Annotated in this window: 14 protein-coding genes; 9 read left to right on the forward strand and 5 right to left on the reverse strand. The window is 66.4% G+C overall.

Annotation, left to right across the window (positions count from 1 at the left end; translation table 11 throughout):
* Nucleotide 1 precedes the first annotated feature (1 nt).
* From DMH01_RS15305 to DMH01_RS42710, 3 genes are all read right to left on the reverse strand, one after another.
* Entirely contained in the window at nt 2–295 is a 294-nt protein-coding gene (locus DMH01_RS15305) for a hypothetical protein (protein ID WP_125677284.1), read from the reverse strand.
* Nucleotides 292–693 (reverse strand): SAV_915 family protein, encoded by a 402-nt coding sequence (locus DMH01_RS42990; RefSeq protein ID WP_199745504.1) that lies wholly within the window; start codon nt 691–693, stop codon nt 292–294. The genes DMH01_RS15305 and DMH01_RS42990 overlap by 4 nt, the downstream gene beginning before the upstream one ends.
* A 179-nt stretch (nt 694–872) precedes the next feature.
* Nucleotides 873–1,040, reverse strand: coding sequence for a hypothetical protein (locus DMH01_RS42710; RefSeq protein ID WP_158633227.1), 168 nt, complete (start codon nt 1,038–1,040; stop codon nt 873–875).
* 238 nt (nt 1,041–1,278) lie between these two features.
* Between DMH01_RS42710 and DMH01_RS15315 the strand changes: the two genes are divergently transcribed.
* Nucleotides 1,279–4,221 carry a helix-turn-helix domain-containing protein gene (locus DMH01_RS15315; RefSeq protein WP_125677286.1) on the forward strand — a complete coding sequence of 981 codons (2,943 nt, stop codon included), beginning with the start codon at nt 1,279–1,281 and terminating at the stop codon, nt 4,219–4,221.
* A gap of 347 nt (nt 4,222–4,568) precedes the next feature.
* On the opposite strand, the gene DMH01_RS15320 is transcribed toward DMH01_RS15315, so the two are convergent.
* Complete coding sequence (locus DMH01_RS15320) at nt 4,569–6,077, reverse strand: peptide deformylase (protein WP_125677288.1); 1,509 nt, start codon at nt 6,075–6,077, stop codon at nt 4,569–4,571.
* Nucleotides 6,078–6,225: 148 nt separating this feature from the next.
* On the opposite strand from DMH01_RS15320, the gene DMH01_RS15325 reads away from it, so the two are divergent.
* From DMH01_RS15325 to DMH01_RS15345, 5 genes are all read left to right on the forward strand, one after another.
* A complete protein-coding gene (locus tag DMH01_RS15325) occupies nt 6,226–6,567 on the forward strand; it encodes a hypothetical protein (RefSeq protein ID WP_125677290.1) in 342 nt (113 codons plus the stop codon).
* Between the two features lie 39 nt (nt 6,568–6,606).
* Complete coding sequence (locus DMH01_RS15330; RefSeq protein WP_125677292.1) at nt 6,607–7,182, forward strand: dTDP-4-dehydrorhamnose 3,5-epimerase family protein; 576 nt, start codon at nt 6,607–6,609, stop codon at nt 7,180–7,182.
* 63 nt (nt 7,183–7,245) lie between these two features.
* A complete protein-coding gene (locus DMH01_RS15335; RefSeq protein ID WP_125677294.1) occupies nt 7,246–8,250 on the forward strand; it encodes a dTDP-glucose 4,6-dehydratase in 1,005 nt (334 codons plus the stop codon).
* Nucleotides 8,247–9,458, forward strand: a complete 1,212-nt coding sequence (locus DMH01_RS15340) for a DegT/DnrJ/EryC1/StrS aminotransferase family protein (RefSeq protein ID WP_125677296.1) — start codon at nt 8,247–8,249, stop codon at nt 9,456–9,458. The genes DMH01_RS15335 and DMH01_RS15340 overlap by 4 nt, the downstream gene beginning before the upstream one ends.
* A complete protein-coding gene (locus DMH01_RS15345) occupies nt 9,455–10,105 on the forward strand; it encodes a formyltransferase family protein (RefSeq protein WP_125677298.1) in 651 nt (216 codons plus the stop codon). The genes DMH01_RS15340 and DMH01_RS15345 overlap by 4 nt, the downstream gene beginning before the upstream one ends.
* 22 nt (nt 10,106–10,127) lie before the next feature.
* Here the strand turns inward: DMH01_RS15345 and DMH01_RS15350 are convergent, their stop codons facing one another.
* Nucleotides 10,128–11,345 carry a glycosyltransferase gene (locus DMH01_RS15350; RefSeq protein WP_125678768.1) on the reverse strand — a complete coding sequence of 406 codons (1,218 nt, stop codon included), beginning with the start codon at nt 11,343–11,345 and terminating at the stop codon, nt 10,128–10,130.
* 287 nt (nt 11,346–11,632) lie between these two features.
* Here DMH01_RS15350 and DMH01_RS15355 point away from each other — a divergent pair, with 287 nt between their 5' ends.
* The 3 genes from DMH01_RS15355 (at nt 11,633) to DMH01_RS15365 (ending at nt 13,984) form a co-directional block, all read left to right on the forward strand.
* Nucleotides 11,633–12,124, forward strand: coding sequence for an NUDIX domain-containing protein (locus DMH01_RS15355; RefSeq protein WP_125677300.1), 492 nt, complete (start codon nt 11,633–11,635; stop codon nt 12,122–12,124).
* A gap of 221 nt (nt 12,125–12,345) precedes the next feature.
* Entirely contained in the window at nt 12,346–12,711 is a 366-nt protein-coding gene (locus tag DMH01_RS15360; protein WP_125677301.1) for an Lsr2 family protein, read from the forward strand.
* A 448-nt stretch (nt 12,712–13,159) separates the two neighbouring features.
* A complete protein-coding gene (locus DMH01_RS15365) occupies nt 13,160–13,984 on the forward strand; it encodes an SAM-dependent methyltransferase (protein ID WP_125678769.1) in 825 nt (274 codons plus the stop codon).
* The last annotated feature ends 14 nt before the right edge of the window (nt 13,985–13,998 follow it).

A 13,998-nucleotide genomic window follows, 5' to 3' on the forward strand; every position in this document is an offset into this window, starting at 1 on the left:
GTCAGTTGGTCCACAGCTGGAGCACGATGTCGCGGGCGGCGCCGTCGCCTTCGCGATAGGCGGCGGCGGCCGCGCCGACCGCATCGCCGACGGCGCCGAGCCCGATCGCGAGCTGCGCGGTGGCGTCGAGCAGGTGCGCCAGGACCGCGCCGGCGGCACCGCTGAACTCCCCGGCCTCCGGCATGGCGGGGACCTCGGCGTGGAGACCATCCACGGTGGAACCGCCGCGGCGCAGCCTCTCCTTCGCGATGTCGAGGTCGCCGAACGGGATCTTGAGAACCTCGTTCTCGCTCACCGCGGGCCTCCGATGTGCGTGCGGGCGTGGTGGGGTACGGGCAGGTCGAGGAGTACGACGTCGAACGGGGTGACGCGGTCGAGTTCGTCCAGTTGGGCGGTGATGACCGCGACGCAAGGCTGGGTCGCGCCGCAGTACGCGGCCAGCCGGTCGAGGGCGGTGTAGGCAAGCAGCGCGACCCGCCCGTCGCGCATCACCCGGGTCTGCACCGCGACGTCCCCGCCGGCCACTGGCCGCACGCACGGCACCCACAGCAGCGGCGGCGCGCCGACCGGCACGGTCTCCGGGCCCGTCGGCGGCACCTGCGTGGGTTGCCAGTCAGGTTCGAACGTGGTCACCGGACCGAGGCCGGCATCCGGATCGAAGCCAGGGTCGTGGAACCAGGAAGTGGTGCTCATCAGCTGCTCCTTCAACATCAACTTGGAGACGTCATGGGGTGAGGCCGTCGAGACACCTGCGCCTGCTCTCGTTGGGCACGAGACAGGGCCAGCGCCTCGGGTTCGCCTGCCCGGCACCGTGCGTGGCAGTGCCATGAGGTCGCACGGCCTTGAGCCGGGCTCGTGCCCAGCACCTGGCGCTAGGGACGGTCGGTGGTCGCGGTAGCCGGAGCGGTCGTCGTGCCCGTGGTCCGCGGCGTAACCGCGGCCGAGACGGCGATCGCCAACGACACCGCCACCATCGCGACGAGCATCAGCCACGTCGTGACCCGGCGCGCCAGCTCCGGTTTACGCAGCACGGACACCACGACGTGCCACCCCCGGGCAGTGCCACAGCGGACCGGACACGCTGGATCGCAATCGTGAGGACAAACGCCTCGACGAGTCTCTGAGGACACGAAGTCACCTCATCTTTCTGATCAGCACGGGACGGCGGTGATCTGCTGATCCGAGGTGTATCGACCTGGGGTTGTCCGGCGCCCACGCGTGGACACCGGACATCAACTTCCGGACAATGAGACGCCACGAACAAGGGGAGGTGGGCGAATGCCGCGCGCTGAGCGGCCGCTCGAAGACGACGGATCTGCACTTTCGCAATTCGCATCTGACCTGCGGGCCCTACGCCGACGCGCAGGCAGCCCCACCTACCGAGAGCTGGCGAGCCGGGCACATTTCTCGTCGACCACGTTGTCCGACGCCGCAGGCGGACGCCAGTTCCCAAGCCTCGCGGTCACCATCGCCTACGTCCGGGCGTGCGGCGGAGACGCCGACCAGTGGGAGCAGCGCTGGCATACCCTCGCCGCCGAGTGGGCCATCCAGCGGCCGGTGCGCGACGAGGACGCGGAAGCGCCCTATGTCGGGCTCGCCGCCTACAGCGAAGCAGACGCGGCGCGTTTCTTCGGCCGTGAACGACTCATCGCCGACCTGGACCACCGAATCACGCACCAGAGATTTTTGGCTGTGTTCGGCCCGTCCGGATCTGGCAAGTCATCGGTGTTGCGCGCAGGGCTCGTCCCTCGGCTGATCAACGCCAACGCAGGACCCGTCGTCGTGCTTCATCCCGGCGCCAGCCCAGTCACGGAACTCGCCACCCACCTGGCCGAACTTCTCGGTACGACTCCCGATGACGTGACACACGAATTGGCACCAGGCGGTGCGGAAGCCCTGCGCGCACTCAGCGACCGGATACTGCAGAACCGTCCGGACGCCAGCGAGATCGTGCTCGTCGTCGACCAGTTCGAGGAGATCTTCACTCTTTGTGATGACAAGGACGAACGGACCTTGTTCATCACCCTGCTGACCGACACCGCACGACACCACGGTCACCTGCGGGTGGTTCTGGGAGTACGGGCCGACTTCTACGACCACTGCGCCCAGGACCCCGAGCTTGCGGCGGCCTTACAGGACGCCCAGGTCACCGTCGGACCGATGACCGTTGACGAGCTGCGGCTCGCCATCACCAAACCGGCCGTGAACGCGAACTGCACGATCGAGACGGCCCTGCTCGCGACGCTAATCGCCCAAGCCCAAGGCCAAGCGGGCGTTCTTCCCCTGCTCTCCCATGCCCTGCTAGAAACGTGGCGCCACCGCAAAGGACACACTCTGACCCTCGCCGGATTCCACAGCACCGGCGGCATCGCGGGAGCGCTCGCGAACAGCGCCGAGAGCGTGTTCACAGACTTCAGCGGGCCACAGCAAGCCTTCACTGCTCAACTGTTCCGCCGACTCACCGCGGTCGGTGAAGACACCGCCGACACCAAGCGACGCATCAATCTCGACGAACTGGACGACAATCAGGACACCCGCAGCGTCCTGGCCGCGCTCGTGTCGGCCCGACTCATCATGATCTCCCAGAACACTGTGGAAATTACCCACGAAGCCCTCATCAACGGGTGGCCTCGTCTCTACGACTGGCTTCAGGAAGACCGGGATGGCCAGCGCCTGCATCGGATGCTGACCGAAGCCACTGCGACATGGATCACGCACAACGAGGAACCCGGAAGCCTCCTCCGAGGCGCGCGACTCGAGATGGTGTCGGGTCAAGCTGTTCGTAACGCGCAACTTTCAGCGAAGGAACGAGAATTTCTCGATGCCTCCATCTCCGCCCACGAGCACGAGAAAAGAGTTTCCCGGCGCCGATCGAGACGACAGAGGCAACTGATCGCGTTACTAGCAACTATCCTGATGCTCAGTGTCGCAGCTACCATCTATGCGGTCGACTCACGTCGGACTGCAACCCGGCAACGCAACATCGCTTTGGCCTTAAGCGCTACACGAGCCGCTACTGAAATAAGTCCGAATAACCCATCGTTGGCCGCCCAGATCAGCTTGGCCGCCTTCCGGTTGCATTCTTCTCAAGCAACCAAGGACGGCGTGATCACCGCAGCAGCCGAAGCAACGAAGCGACCACTGGAAGGCGATATTGATCGAGTTTCCTTATCTGCGGATGGCGACATCGCGATTGCCGTGACCACGTCCGGCGACGTGTCGATTTGGAGAGTGACTGACGGTGGCGCGACACGGGAAAGTGAACTTCGTGGGGCGCAACTCGATGCTGAAATCAGTACAAACGGACGACTAATAGAAACGGTCGACGGAGATGGCAAAATGCGCCTCTGGGACACGGCTGACCCTAAAAGTCCACGCCTAGCCGCGTCTCTGCCAGGTTTGGCAGTAAAGGGGTCAATAAGTCCGACCGGCAGAAGCCTTATTGTCGTAGGTGGAGTACCTGACCCTGAGCTGGCCGACAATAGTGCGGGCTCCCTAAAAGTTGGCTCGTCGAAAGAAGGTCGACTGTGGAATATATCCGATCCGGGTAATCCGATCCCTGAAGGAAAGACGGTGCTCGCTGGCTGTCAGTTTGCCTTCAGTGCAGATGATGCCTACATTATCGGAAATAGTTGCTACCCTAAGCCGACAAGCGACGGATCGGAGAATACACTCTACCCTGTGCGAGCAGGGATGATAGGGCCCGGGCGAATTTTTGGCGCGCCGGGAAGGGATGTATTCGGTCCGATCATATCTCGCAATGGCAGGATACTTGCCGGAACGGTTGGTGGTGGCAGCGGCGCGGCCGAGATACTGTTGTGGGAGGCGTCAGACCTTGCAAGCCCGAAATTGGCTGGAAGTGTCCAGCCTCCCTCGGTCGGGATTGATTCAATTGCACTGAATGGAACCGGGGACAAACTTGCTTTTGCGGGACCGGCAACGATTCAAATTCGCGACATTTCCGATGCGAGAAATCCGCGCAAAACTCTAGATTTGCTGAGTGTGCGCGCCAGGTTTTCGAGCCTGAAATTCGCCCCCGATGATCGGGTTATTATCGGGGTGGGAAGAATGGAATCAGATGGCACCTACTTTGTCTGGAGATGGAATTCAGATGCAAGCTTGGCTGCGAATGCGATCTGTGCTCAGCCTGTGAAAACTATAACCCAAGCGGAGTGGGAGACATACTTTCCGGAACTGTCGTACCAGCCGCCGTGCTCGTAGTCGCACGGTGCGGCCAATGTGTACCGTACAGTTGTGCTCAATGGAAAGGCAGGTCCTGCGGAATCAGGTTCGGCGATCGCGTCGAAACGAACAGGCCAATCAACCTTTGGCGCGAAGGTAGGATGGTCCGGGCGCGAACTCGGTGAGTGACGCTTTGACAGCGCACGTCGTCGGCGAGTTCGTGGCCGGTGCGACTGCCGAGGCCGGAGTCGAGCGAGGCGGCCAGCGCATCGGCCCCGGCGGTGCGGCCGTTGGGCGAACCTGTCGGGCCGAGCGGCCGTCTTCTAGGACCCGAGCGGCTGCTCTTGCCGACGGACATCATCTCGGTAACGCGTGTCCGTCGGAGATCAGTATTTCCAGGTGGTGCCGGTTCCGCGGTATTGCTCGACGGGGATCGGTTTGACCCCGGTTCGCATGTGGTCGGTGTAGAGCGTGCCGTGTAGATGGTCGATTTCGTGGGCGACTAGCCGGGCGACGCCGCGCTCGAACACGGTGATCTTCGTCTGGCCGTCGATGGCGGTGTGTTCGACGTGGAGCACATGTGAACGGGGGACCTGGCCGCGGACGTCGAAGAAGGACAGGCAGCCCTCGTACTGTTCGTCGACGTCGCCGCCTGTTTCGATGATGGTGGGGTTGAACAGGGTGATGGCCTCGCCGTCCGGGGTGCGGACGATGGCCGCGGCGCGGTCGATGCCGATCTGCGGGGCGGCGATTCCCATGCCTTTGCCGAATGTGTGGGCGTGGGCGACGCGTTCGCAGGCGGAGTTCAGGGCGGTGATCACGCGGCGTGCGTCTTCGGCCTCGGCGGGCAGGTCGAATCGGCGGGCGACGCGGCGCAGCGCCGGGGCGCTGTCTTGCACGATGCCGAGTGAGGCCATCACCTCGCTCGGCATCGGAGCTGGACCGTCGGTCTGTGCGGCGCGGCCGCGGAAATCCCATTCGAGCCGGTAGCGGGCGTGCAGTGGCGGGTCCTCGCACGACCAGGAGAAGATGTGCCGGTCGCCGGTGTCGTCGCGGCCGATCGCGGTGGCGAACGGCATCGCCTGTGCGGTCATCGATGTGTGCAGCCCCCAGACCGACGCGGCGCGATCGGCGGGGAAGTCCAGGCACACCGACAGGGTGCGGGTGGGCAGCCGCACGGCGCGTTGGAACCAGTTGCCCCAGTGTTCTTCGCTGACGGTGTATTCGTACTCGATCCAGCAGGATTCCCCGGGATACAGGGGAAAGTGTCCGTGCGTGCCGGAGAAGAGCAGCCACACTTCTTTGAAGGCGTCTCGGTCGTGGTGGGCGGTCCAGTCCATCGGGTTGGCGCGGCCGCGGCCGTGCCAGGCGTGCAGGTCGATCTCGTCCCAGGTCAGCGGGTTTTCGGAGTAGAGCTGGTTCGAGCGCTCCGGGTCGCCGGGGTAGCGGTCGACGGAGATGCGGATCAGGTAGCGGCTGATCGGCTCGGTGCCGTGGTTGACCAGGTGGCGGCGCTGGGTGAGGCGGTAGACGCCGTTGTCGTAGCGCAGGGTCGCGTCGTCGTGGTCGACCACCAGGCTCCCGGTCCCTGCCGTGGCGTCGGCGATGGGTGGTACCGCGGGGTGGGCGCGGGCGGGGCGGTGAGCCTCGTAGGCGCGGAAGGCGGCGAGCAGGGCGCCGCCGGCGCGGAGTGCGGCCTCGGCGTGCCTGGCGAACGCTTCCGACGGCCGTTCCGTGCCGGACAGCACCTTGGAGACGTAGGACCGGTCGTAGCCCATGGCCTTGGCCAGCGCGGCGCGGGAGAACCCTCGGACGTCGCGCCAGCGTTCGAGCTCGATGGCGAACACGTTCACCTCGGCATCCGGGTTGCTGCCGTTGGTCGTGCCCGTCGTCATCGTCGCCTCCGCCATTCGGGACCGTGAGTGTGCGTGAACGCACCGTGAGTCGCTGCTCAGCCTAGAGGCACACCACCGGGGCGCGGTGTCCTTCCATCAGAGCACGACGAAAGGGGATGCGATGACGGGCGGCGGGGAGCGAGTGAGGGTGGTGATCCGCCTCTATGGCGGGGACGGACGGCGTCACGCCTATCTCGCCATCGATCTGGCAGGTGAGGGTTACTACCAGGTCCATCCAGTGTGTATCCAGGTGTTCGGGTACCGCCTTGCCCACGTGGTCGGCATCGTCGGGTCGAGCAGCTTCGCTGGCCTCGGGAATTCGTTCGAGGCGTGCGAATTGTGCGCGAGTTGGCTGCGTAGCCAGCCGCATGAAGTTCTGGTCGGCAGCGAAATCGTGGCGGTACGGGGGACGCTGGACTTCTCCGGAGACCAACTCCGTCGAGGGCGGCCGTGCCCCGAGTCGGAGGCGAGCGCGGTTCTGGCTGCCTGACGATATTACGTCCTGGAAAAGCAAAGGAGGCTTTGCGATATGGCTGCCCACGTCAGCGCGCTGCCGTTCCCGGGCGCGTGGAAGATCGGAAGTCCTCGTCATGAGGATGGGCGGGGGAGTTTCCACGAGTGGTTCAGAGACGACATCGTGGGCTCCGCGACGGGGGCGCGTTGGCAACCGCGCCAGGCTCATTGGTCGGTATCCCATCGGGGAGTTCTGCGCGGGATCAGCGTCGTCACCGGGACGCCGGGGCAGTCCAAGTACGTCACCTGCGCTCGAGGAGCGGTGCTGGACGCCGTGGTCGACCTGAGACCGGGTTCCCCGACGTTCGGTCGCTGGCACATGGAGCAACTGGACGAGGATCACGACGTCTCGCTGTACCTGAGCGAGGGCCTGGGCCACGCGTTCCTGTCCCTCACGGCGAACTCGATGCTGATGTACCTGGTGTCCCAGCCCCACGAGCCGGCCCGCGAGGTTCGCATCCAGGCACTCGACCCCGACCTCGGTATCGCCTGGCCGCCCGAGGTCCCCGTGACGCAGTCCCCGAAGGATCTCACTGCCTGCTCACTGGCCGACGCCGAACGGACGGGGTTACTGCCCTCCTGCAGGCCGTGACATCCCTGAAACCGTTCCACCACAATCATTTCCTCTGATCGCGTCGAGACAGATTGGATCGCCATGCACAGTGTGCTCGTGACAGGTGGAGCCGGCTTCATCGGCTCGCACCTGGTCGACCGTCTCATTCAGACAGACGAGATCGACCGGGTGACCGTTCTGGACAGTCTCACCTACGCCGGCGACCGGCGGAACCTCTCCGCCGCGCTGGACTCCCCGAAACTGCGGTTCGTCGAGGGCGACGTGTGCGACGCTGCTCTGGTCGGTGATGTCCTGCCCGGCCATTCCGCGGTCGTGCATCTGGCCGCCGAGTCCCATGTAGACCGGTCGCTACGGGACGTCGGCAACTCGGTCAGCACGAACGTGATGGGCACGCAAACCCTGCTCGACGCCGCAATGCGCTGCGGAGTCCAGAAATTCGTGCACGTGTCCACCGACGAGGTCTACGGTCCGATGCCGACCGGCTCGGCCCGCGAAGACGCCCCACTACGGCCCACGGTCCCGTACGCGGCCAGCAAGGCGGCCAGCGACCTCATGGCCAGCTCCTACTTCGTCAGCTTCGGCGTCCCGGTCTGCATCACCCGCAGCTCGAACAACTACGGCCCCCGCCAGCACCCGGAGAAGCTCATCCCGCTGTTCCTGCGCAAGCTCCTCACCAACGAACCCGTGACCGTGCACGGACACGGGCAACACCTGCGGAACTGGCTGCACGTCGAGGACAACTGCCGGGCGATCGAGCTGGTGCTGCGCCACGGTGTCCCCGGCGAGATCTACAACATCGGCGGCGGCACCGACCTCACCACCCTGGAACTGACCGGCCGCCTACTACGGATCGTCGGCATGAGCTGGGACTCGGTCGCCACCGTCGCCGACCGCACCGCCAACGACATCCGCTACGCCATGGACTGGAGCAAGATCGCCGAACTCGGCTTCCGACCCCAACGTGACCTGGCATCCGGTCTGGCCGAGACCGTCCACTGGTACCGCGGCAACATCGACCGCTGGCCCACACCAGACACCACGCCCACGCGGGCCGACGGCGCCGAGCTGACGGCGGTGAGCGGATGACCGTCGTGACCGCACCGGGCGGACCCCGCGCCAACGCCCGGCCCTTCCTCTACGGCGACGAGATCACCGCGATCGCCCGCGCGCTCGAAAGCGGTCAGTACGGGCACGGCGCGGAGACCGAGGCCTTCGAACGCGAACTAGCCGCCTACCTGGACGTCCCGGACGTGGTCGCGGTCGCCACCGGCACCGCCGCCTTGCACCTGGCGCTCCTGTCAGCCGGGGTCGCGCCGGGCGATGAGGTGATCGTGCCGTCGCTGACCTTCTGCGCCAGCGTCCAGGCCATCCTCGCCTGCGGCGCCCGCCCCCGGTTCGTCGACGTCGACCCGGCCACCTTGTGCACCACCGCCGACGACGTCCGCGTCGCCCTCACCCCGGCCACCCGCGCGGTCATGCCGGTCCTCTACGGCGGCCGCGCGATCGATCTCACCGGCCTGCGCGAGCAGCTCGCCGCCCAGGACATCGCGATCGTCGAGGACGCGGCGCACGCCTTCGGCTCCTACACCGGGCCGCGGCGCGTCGGCGCCGCCGGCGACCTGACTTGCTTCAGCTTCGACGCGATCAAAGCACTCACCTGCGCAGACGGCGGAGCGATCGTCCCACGCACAGCCGGCGAGGCCGCGGTTCTGCGCCGGGCGCGGGCGCTGGGCATCACCAGGTCCCGGGCCGACCGGGGCGCCGCGTTGTCCTACACCGTGGACGGCACCGGCTTCCGCTACCACCTCTCCACCCTGCACGCCGCGATCGGCCGGGTCCAGCTCGCCCACTTCCCCGAGATGGAAACCCGCCGCCGGCGCCTCTGGACCATCTACGCGGCCGCATTGCGCGACATCGAGAACGTCACGGTGGTCGACCTCGACGTCGCCCATACCGTGCCGTTTACGTGCACGGTCCTCGTGCCGGCGCCGCTGCGGGACGAGGTTCACACGCGGTTGCGGGCCGCTGAGATCGCCGTGGGCGTGCACTATCCACTCAACCACCTCCAGCCCGCGTTCAGCCGCTGGGCCAGCCCGCTCCCGCGGTCGGAGGCGCTGTGGCGGCAGGTCCTCACCCTGCCGTTCCATCCCGCCATGACCGAGAACGACGTGCACACCGTCGCCACAGCCCTGCGCAGAACACTCCGCCTCGCCGCCGACAACGCGCCAGCCGGGGCGACCGCACCCAATCAGGACAAGGGCCACCGGCCACACCCCAAGGAGACAAGCCAGTGACTCGGCGCCGCGCCGCCGTGCTCGGGAAAGGCAGCCTCGCCGCACACGCCTGCAATGTGATCACCGCGCTGCCCGGCACCATCCTGGACACCGTCATCCCCAACGCGCCCGAGCCAGACTGGGACATCAGCCTGTCGCGAGTGGTCGAGCAGAACTGGCCAGAGACGCGCGTGCTGCGCTCCGGCGACTGGCGCGACCTCGAACCCGGCCGGTGCGATCTTGTCTTCAGCGTGCTCTACGACAAGATCATCGGCCGTAGCCTGATCGCGAGCACCCGGCACCTCCTCAACTGCCACCCCGGACGGCTACCCGCCTACCGCGACGCCCGCCCAGTCAACTGGGCACTGCACAACCGCGACACCCTCGCCGGTATCACCATCCACGTCATCGACGACGGCATCGACTCCGGACCCGTTCTGGCCGAAGCGCTGTTCTCCATCTGGCCCGGCGTCGACGAGGTCGCCGACGTCTGGGACCGGGCCATGGACCACGGGCGGAGGCTCATCTCCGACACCCTGCCCCGACTCGACGCCATCACACCCACACCCCAAGACGAGACCAAAGCGACCACGCACTACCGACGAGACAGCCACCTACTCGGCGACCGCGACGGCTGGACCAGAACCACGCCCCGACCCCACTGGTGAGCTCACCGCCCGGCGGCCATGATCACCGACGGTCGCCCGCGGCGTCCAGGACGACATCGACGAGCCGGTCGGCGGCGTCCGGCCGCCCCAGCTCGCGTGCCCGTGCAGCCATAGCGCGGCGCTGATGCGAGTCGGTCAGCAGTGGCGCCACCGCGTCCCGCAGGTCCGCCGAGGTGACCTCGGTGCCGAGCAGCGCGGCCGCGGCTCCCTGTTCGGCGAGGTGCCGCGCGTTGTGGGCCTGCTCGCCACCGGCCGAGGATGCCAGGGGGATGAGCACGGATGCCTTGCCCAGCGCGGTCAGTTCCGCGATGGTCCCTGCCCCGCTACGGGAAATCACGACATCGGCCAGCGCGAACAGATCAGGCAGCTCAGTACCGACGAAACCGACTGGCAGGTAGCGGCCGGCGAGGTCGGTAGGTAACGCGGCGGCGCGGTCCTGCTGCGTCTCCACTGCGGTGGGCCCGCACTGGTGGACCACGTTGGCGTGCTCGAGCAGCCACGGAAGGATTGCGGTGACCAGGTCGTTGATCTGGGTCGCGCCCTGCGCGCCACCGGTGACGTACACCGTCGGCAGCGCGCGATCGAAACCGTGAAGGCCGAGCGCGCGCACCGCTCGGTCCGCCTCCCCGGTGAAAACCTCGGAGCGCACGGGATTTCCGGTGGCGACGGCGCGCCTGCGCATCGCGGGGGACAGCAATGGCAGGGTCGATTCCGACGACACCGCGACCCGGACCGCGAAGCGTGCCAGCACCCGGTTCGCCAGGCCCAGCCGCAGTGTCTGCTCGTGAATGACCAACGGCCGGCCACACAGCCGTGCGGCCACGCCCACGGGCACGGCGACGTAGCCACCGGTCGCCAGCACGACATCGGGACGGAAACGGGCGACGGCCGACCGCGCCTGCAGCACCCCGAGCGGAACCCGGGCCATATCGGTCACATTGGCCCGGGACAGCATCTTCAGCGGGCTGCGCGCGCGGCGGATCTTGCCCGTGGCGACCGCCTGGAACGGGATTCCCTGGTCCGCAGTGACGCGAGCCTCCAAACCGGCCGCGTTCCCCACCCACAGGACCTCCACGGTCCAGCCCTGATCGGCCAGCCGCGCCTGCACCGTGCGAACGGCCGTGAGCGCCGGGTAGGTATGCCCGCCCGTCCCGCCTCCCGTGACCAGCAACCGGAACGGCCGCTGCGCAGCATGTTCACGCGGCTGGGTGCTGGCGTGCGCCGAGGTGTGCTCATCCATCGTCAACCCGCTGTTTCTCAATCTGTCGGAGGCCTCGACCGTGACCCGACATGGGTCCCGGCGTCGGGCGCGGATTCTTCCACAGCCGCAGATTCCAGTATGACGCCACTCGATCGATGCCGGGCAGTTGACGCAAGCTCGTCCACTGTGGACGATATCCGGACGGCTGTTGCGGAACGGCTGATGCGCACGTCCCGGGCTGCGCCGCACCTCGGCGCAGACCAGTCCTGCTCAACGGGGGTGTGGCAGGCTGGAGCGAACGATCCAGCCGAGAGGGGACGTTGTCCGTGACGGTCACCGAGCGCACAGCCTCGACATTTCTGGTGCAACGCCAGGAGGACCAGTGGTTGATCGGGCTGATCTGGCACCGCCGCCTGCACATCACGCTCCCGACCGGCGGACATCAAGAGTATGGAGAGTCCATCGCCGAAACGGCGGTACGCGAGGTACTCGAAGAGGCGGGGGTGCGGTGCACGCTGATGCCGCTACCGCTACCCGCCCGGTTTCCTCACAAGCTGAACGGGGCACCATGGTGGATCGCTGATGTGCCAGCCGGGCCGGATAATCACACGAACGAGCCTCACATCCATCGCGACCACGTGTTCGTCGCCGCACCCGACAGCGATTATTCCGACACTGCCGAGTCCGAGGTGCTGTGGTTCACCTGGAACGAGCTCGCCGATGCACGCGAGGTATCCGAGGATTCCCGGATCCAGGGCCTGGAAATACTCGCGATCCTGCAACGACAATCAGCCAACGACGTGACGGCACCTGCCTGAAACGCGTGGTGTCGAAGCCGGGGTGAGCTGTACTGGTGACATGGAACAAATCGTGCGCACCGATGGTCGCGGCGGCAGCCCTCCATAGCTGCCGCGCTGAACGCACAGAGATGCCGGCCCGAGCGTGTTGCTGACGATTTTGTTTCGCGAGGTGTCGGGTTCCCGGCGTTGCTTCGAGCGTACTTTTCTGTCCTTCGATTCACATTCTGGAGGGACAGGCAATGGCGCAGCAAGTTTCGGTCAGTCTAGTCGACGACCTTGATGGCACCGATGCGGAAGAGACCGTCGAGTTCGGTCTCGACGGCGTGACGTACCAGATCGATTTGTCCGCGGACAACGCGGAGAGCCTTCGAGACGTCCTGGATCAGTACGTCGAACACGGTCGCCGGGCCGGGGGACGTAAACGCAGGGCGGCCCCGGCTGCTGCGGTGGTTGCTGCTTTGTCGCCGGTGTCCAAGGCGCCGACGGCGGCCGATCGTGAGCAGAACCAAGCCATCCGTGCCTGGGCCCGCAAGAACGGGTTCTCGGTGTCGGATCGCGGGCGGATCCCGTCCGAGGTCGTCGAGGCGTATCACAAGAAGAAGTAGCGCAGCTCGTCGGCCAGCGGCCCTCGATGGGCGACTCGACTCCCATCGAGGGCCGCGGCCGTGACGTAGGACGCTGGGTGTCTGGTGTGGACACCGGCCGCTCGGCGCGATCACACTCCGGTCTGCCGGTCGTACCTGGACAACACCTTGGCGTTGACCGAACCTCCGAGGAGTCGTTGGCGAGTTCTAGCGCGGACCAGACGCGGTATCTGTAACGTGCGCTTCGACCGCAAACCAGTTGCCGGTGCGAGACTTTGCAGGTCGGGGCCGGTTAATCAGGTGGCTGCGGAGTTCGCGGCCGAACTGAGCTAGATCGGCGCGGACGGCCCCACGCGCACGTGACCTGTCCTCACAGCACGATTCGGACATCGGGCCCTGCGCCTGATCGGGTACTGTGCCGCTACTGGATGCATCTTCCGCGAGAAGGCTCTTGGGGGACACGATGAGCATGGATGATGCCGCCCGTGTGGCCGCGTCGGTGGACAAGGTCTCGGTGGGGCGGGTGTATGACTATCTGCTCGGCGGGACGCACAACTATGCCGTTGATCAGGCTTTCGCGGAGAAGCAGCTCGCGGTGCTGCCGGAGATCCGTGACTTCGCCCGCGCGAACCGGGCGTTCCTCGGCCGGGCTGTGCGGTTCATGGTCGGGCAAGGCATTCGGCAGTTCGTGGACATCGGCTCCGGACTGCCGACCCAAGGGAACGTGCATGAGGTCGCCGACGAGGTGGCGCCGGGTGAGTGCCGGGTGGTCTACATCGACAACGAACCGATCGCCCAGGCGCACGCGCAGATCCTGCTCGAGCAGACCGCGGACCCGAACCGGCACGCCGCGCTGGACGCCGATTTCTTCGACCGGCGTCTGCTGTGGGATCGCGTGCTCGACACGGGGCTGATCGACCGGACGCAGCCGATCGGGCTGCTTCTGGTCGCCCTGTTGCATTTCATGCCCGACGAGCAGAATCCGCACGCCGCGCTCGGGTTTCACCGCACGATGCTGCCGCCGGGCAGTTTCCTGGCGGTGTCGCATATTCATGTCGCGCCGGAGGACTTCGAGACGCAGAACGCGGGCAAGAAGGTGGCGCAGGAGTACGGGCGCCGGACCAATCACACGGCGATCATGCGTTCACGTGAGCAGATCGCCGAGTTTTTCGGAGACTTGGAGCTGGTCGAGCCCGGTCTGGTGTGGCTGCCGCAATGGCACCCTGACACCGCGGATACCGGCAAGAACCCCGCGCGGTCGCGCGGCCTGGCCGGCGTGGCACGCACACACTGACCCGTCTGGCCTAC

The organism is Amycolatopsis sp. WAC 04182, from assembly GCF_003947465.1.
GTDB lineage: Bacteria > Actinomycetota > Actinomycetes > Mycobacteriales > Pseudonocardiaceae > Amycolatopsis.

Excerpts from the sequence above, each read along its gene's own strand:
- DMH01_RS42990 (WP_199745504.1), bottom strand. The coding sequence starts at position 693 with ATGAGCACCACTTCCTGGTTCCACGACCCTGGCTTCGATCCGGATGCC.
- DMH01_RS15315 (WP_125677286.1), top strand. The coding sequence starts at position 1,279 with ATGCCGCGCGCTGAGCGGCCGCTCGAAGACGACGGATCTGCACTTTCG.
- DMH01_RS15320 (WP_125677288.1), bottom strand. The coding sequence starts at position 6,077 with ATGACGACGGGCACGACCAACGGCAGCAACCCGGATGCCGAGGTGAAC.
- DMH01_RS15330 (WP_125677292.1), top strand. The coding sequence starts at position 6,607 with ATGGCTGCCCACGTCAGCGCGCTGCCGTTCCCGGGCGCGTGGAAGATC.
- DMH01_RS15335 (WP_125677294.1), top strand. The coding sequence starts at position 7,246 with ATGCACAGTGTGCTCGTGACAGGTGGAGCCGGCTTCATCGGCTCGCAC.
- DMH01_RS15340 (WP_125677296.1), top strand. The coding sequence starts at position 8,247 with ATGACCGTCGTGACCGCACCGGGCGGACCCCGCGCCAACGCCCGGCCC.
- DMH01_RS15350 (WP_125678768.1), bottom strand. The coding sequence starts at position 11,345 with ATGGATGAGCACACCTCGGCGCACGCCAGCACCCAGCCGCGTGAACAT.
- DMH01_RS15360 (WP_125677301.1), top strand. The coding sequence starts at position 12,346 with ATGGCGCAGCAAGTTTCGGTCAGTCTAGTCGACGACCTTGATGGCACC.
- DMH01_RS15365 (WP_125678769.1), top strand. The coding sequence starts at position 13,160 with ATGGATGATGCCGCCCGTGTGGCCGCGTCGGTGGACAAGGTCTCGGTG.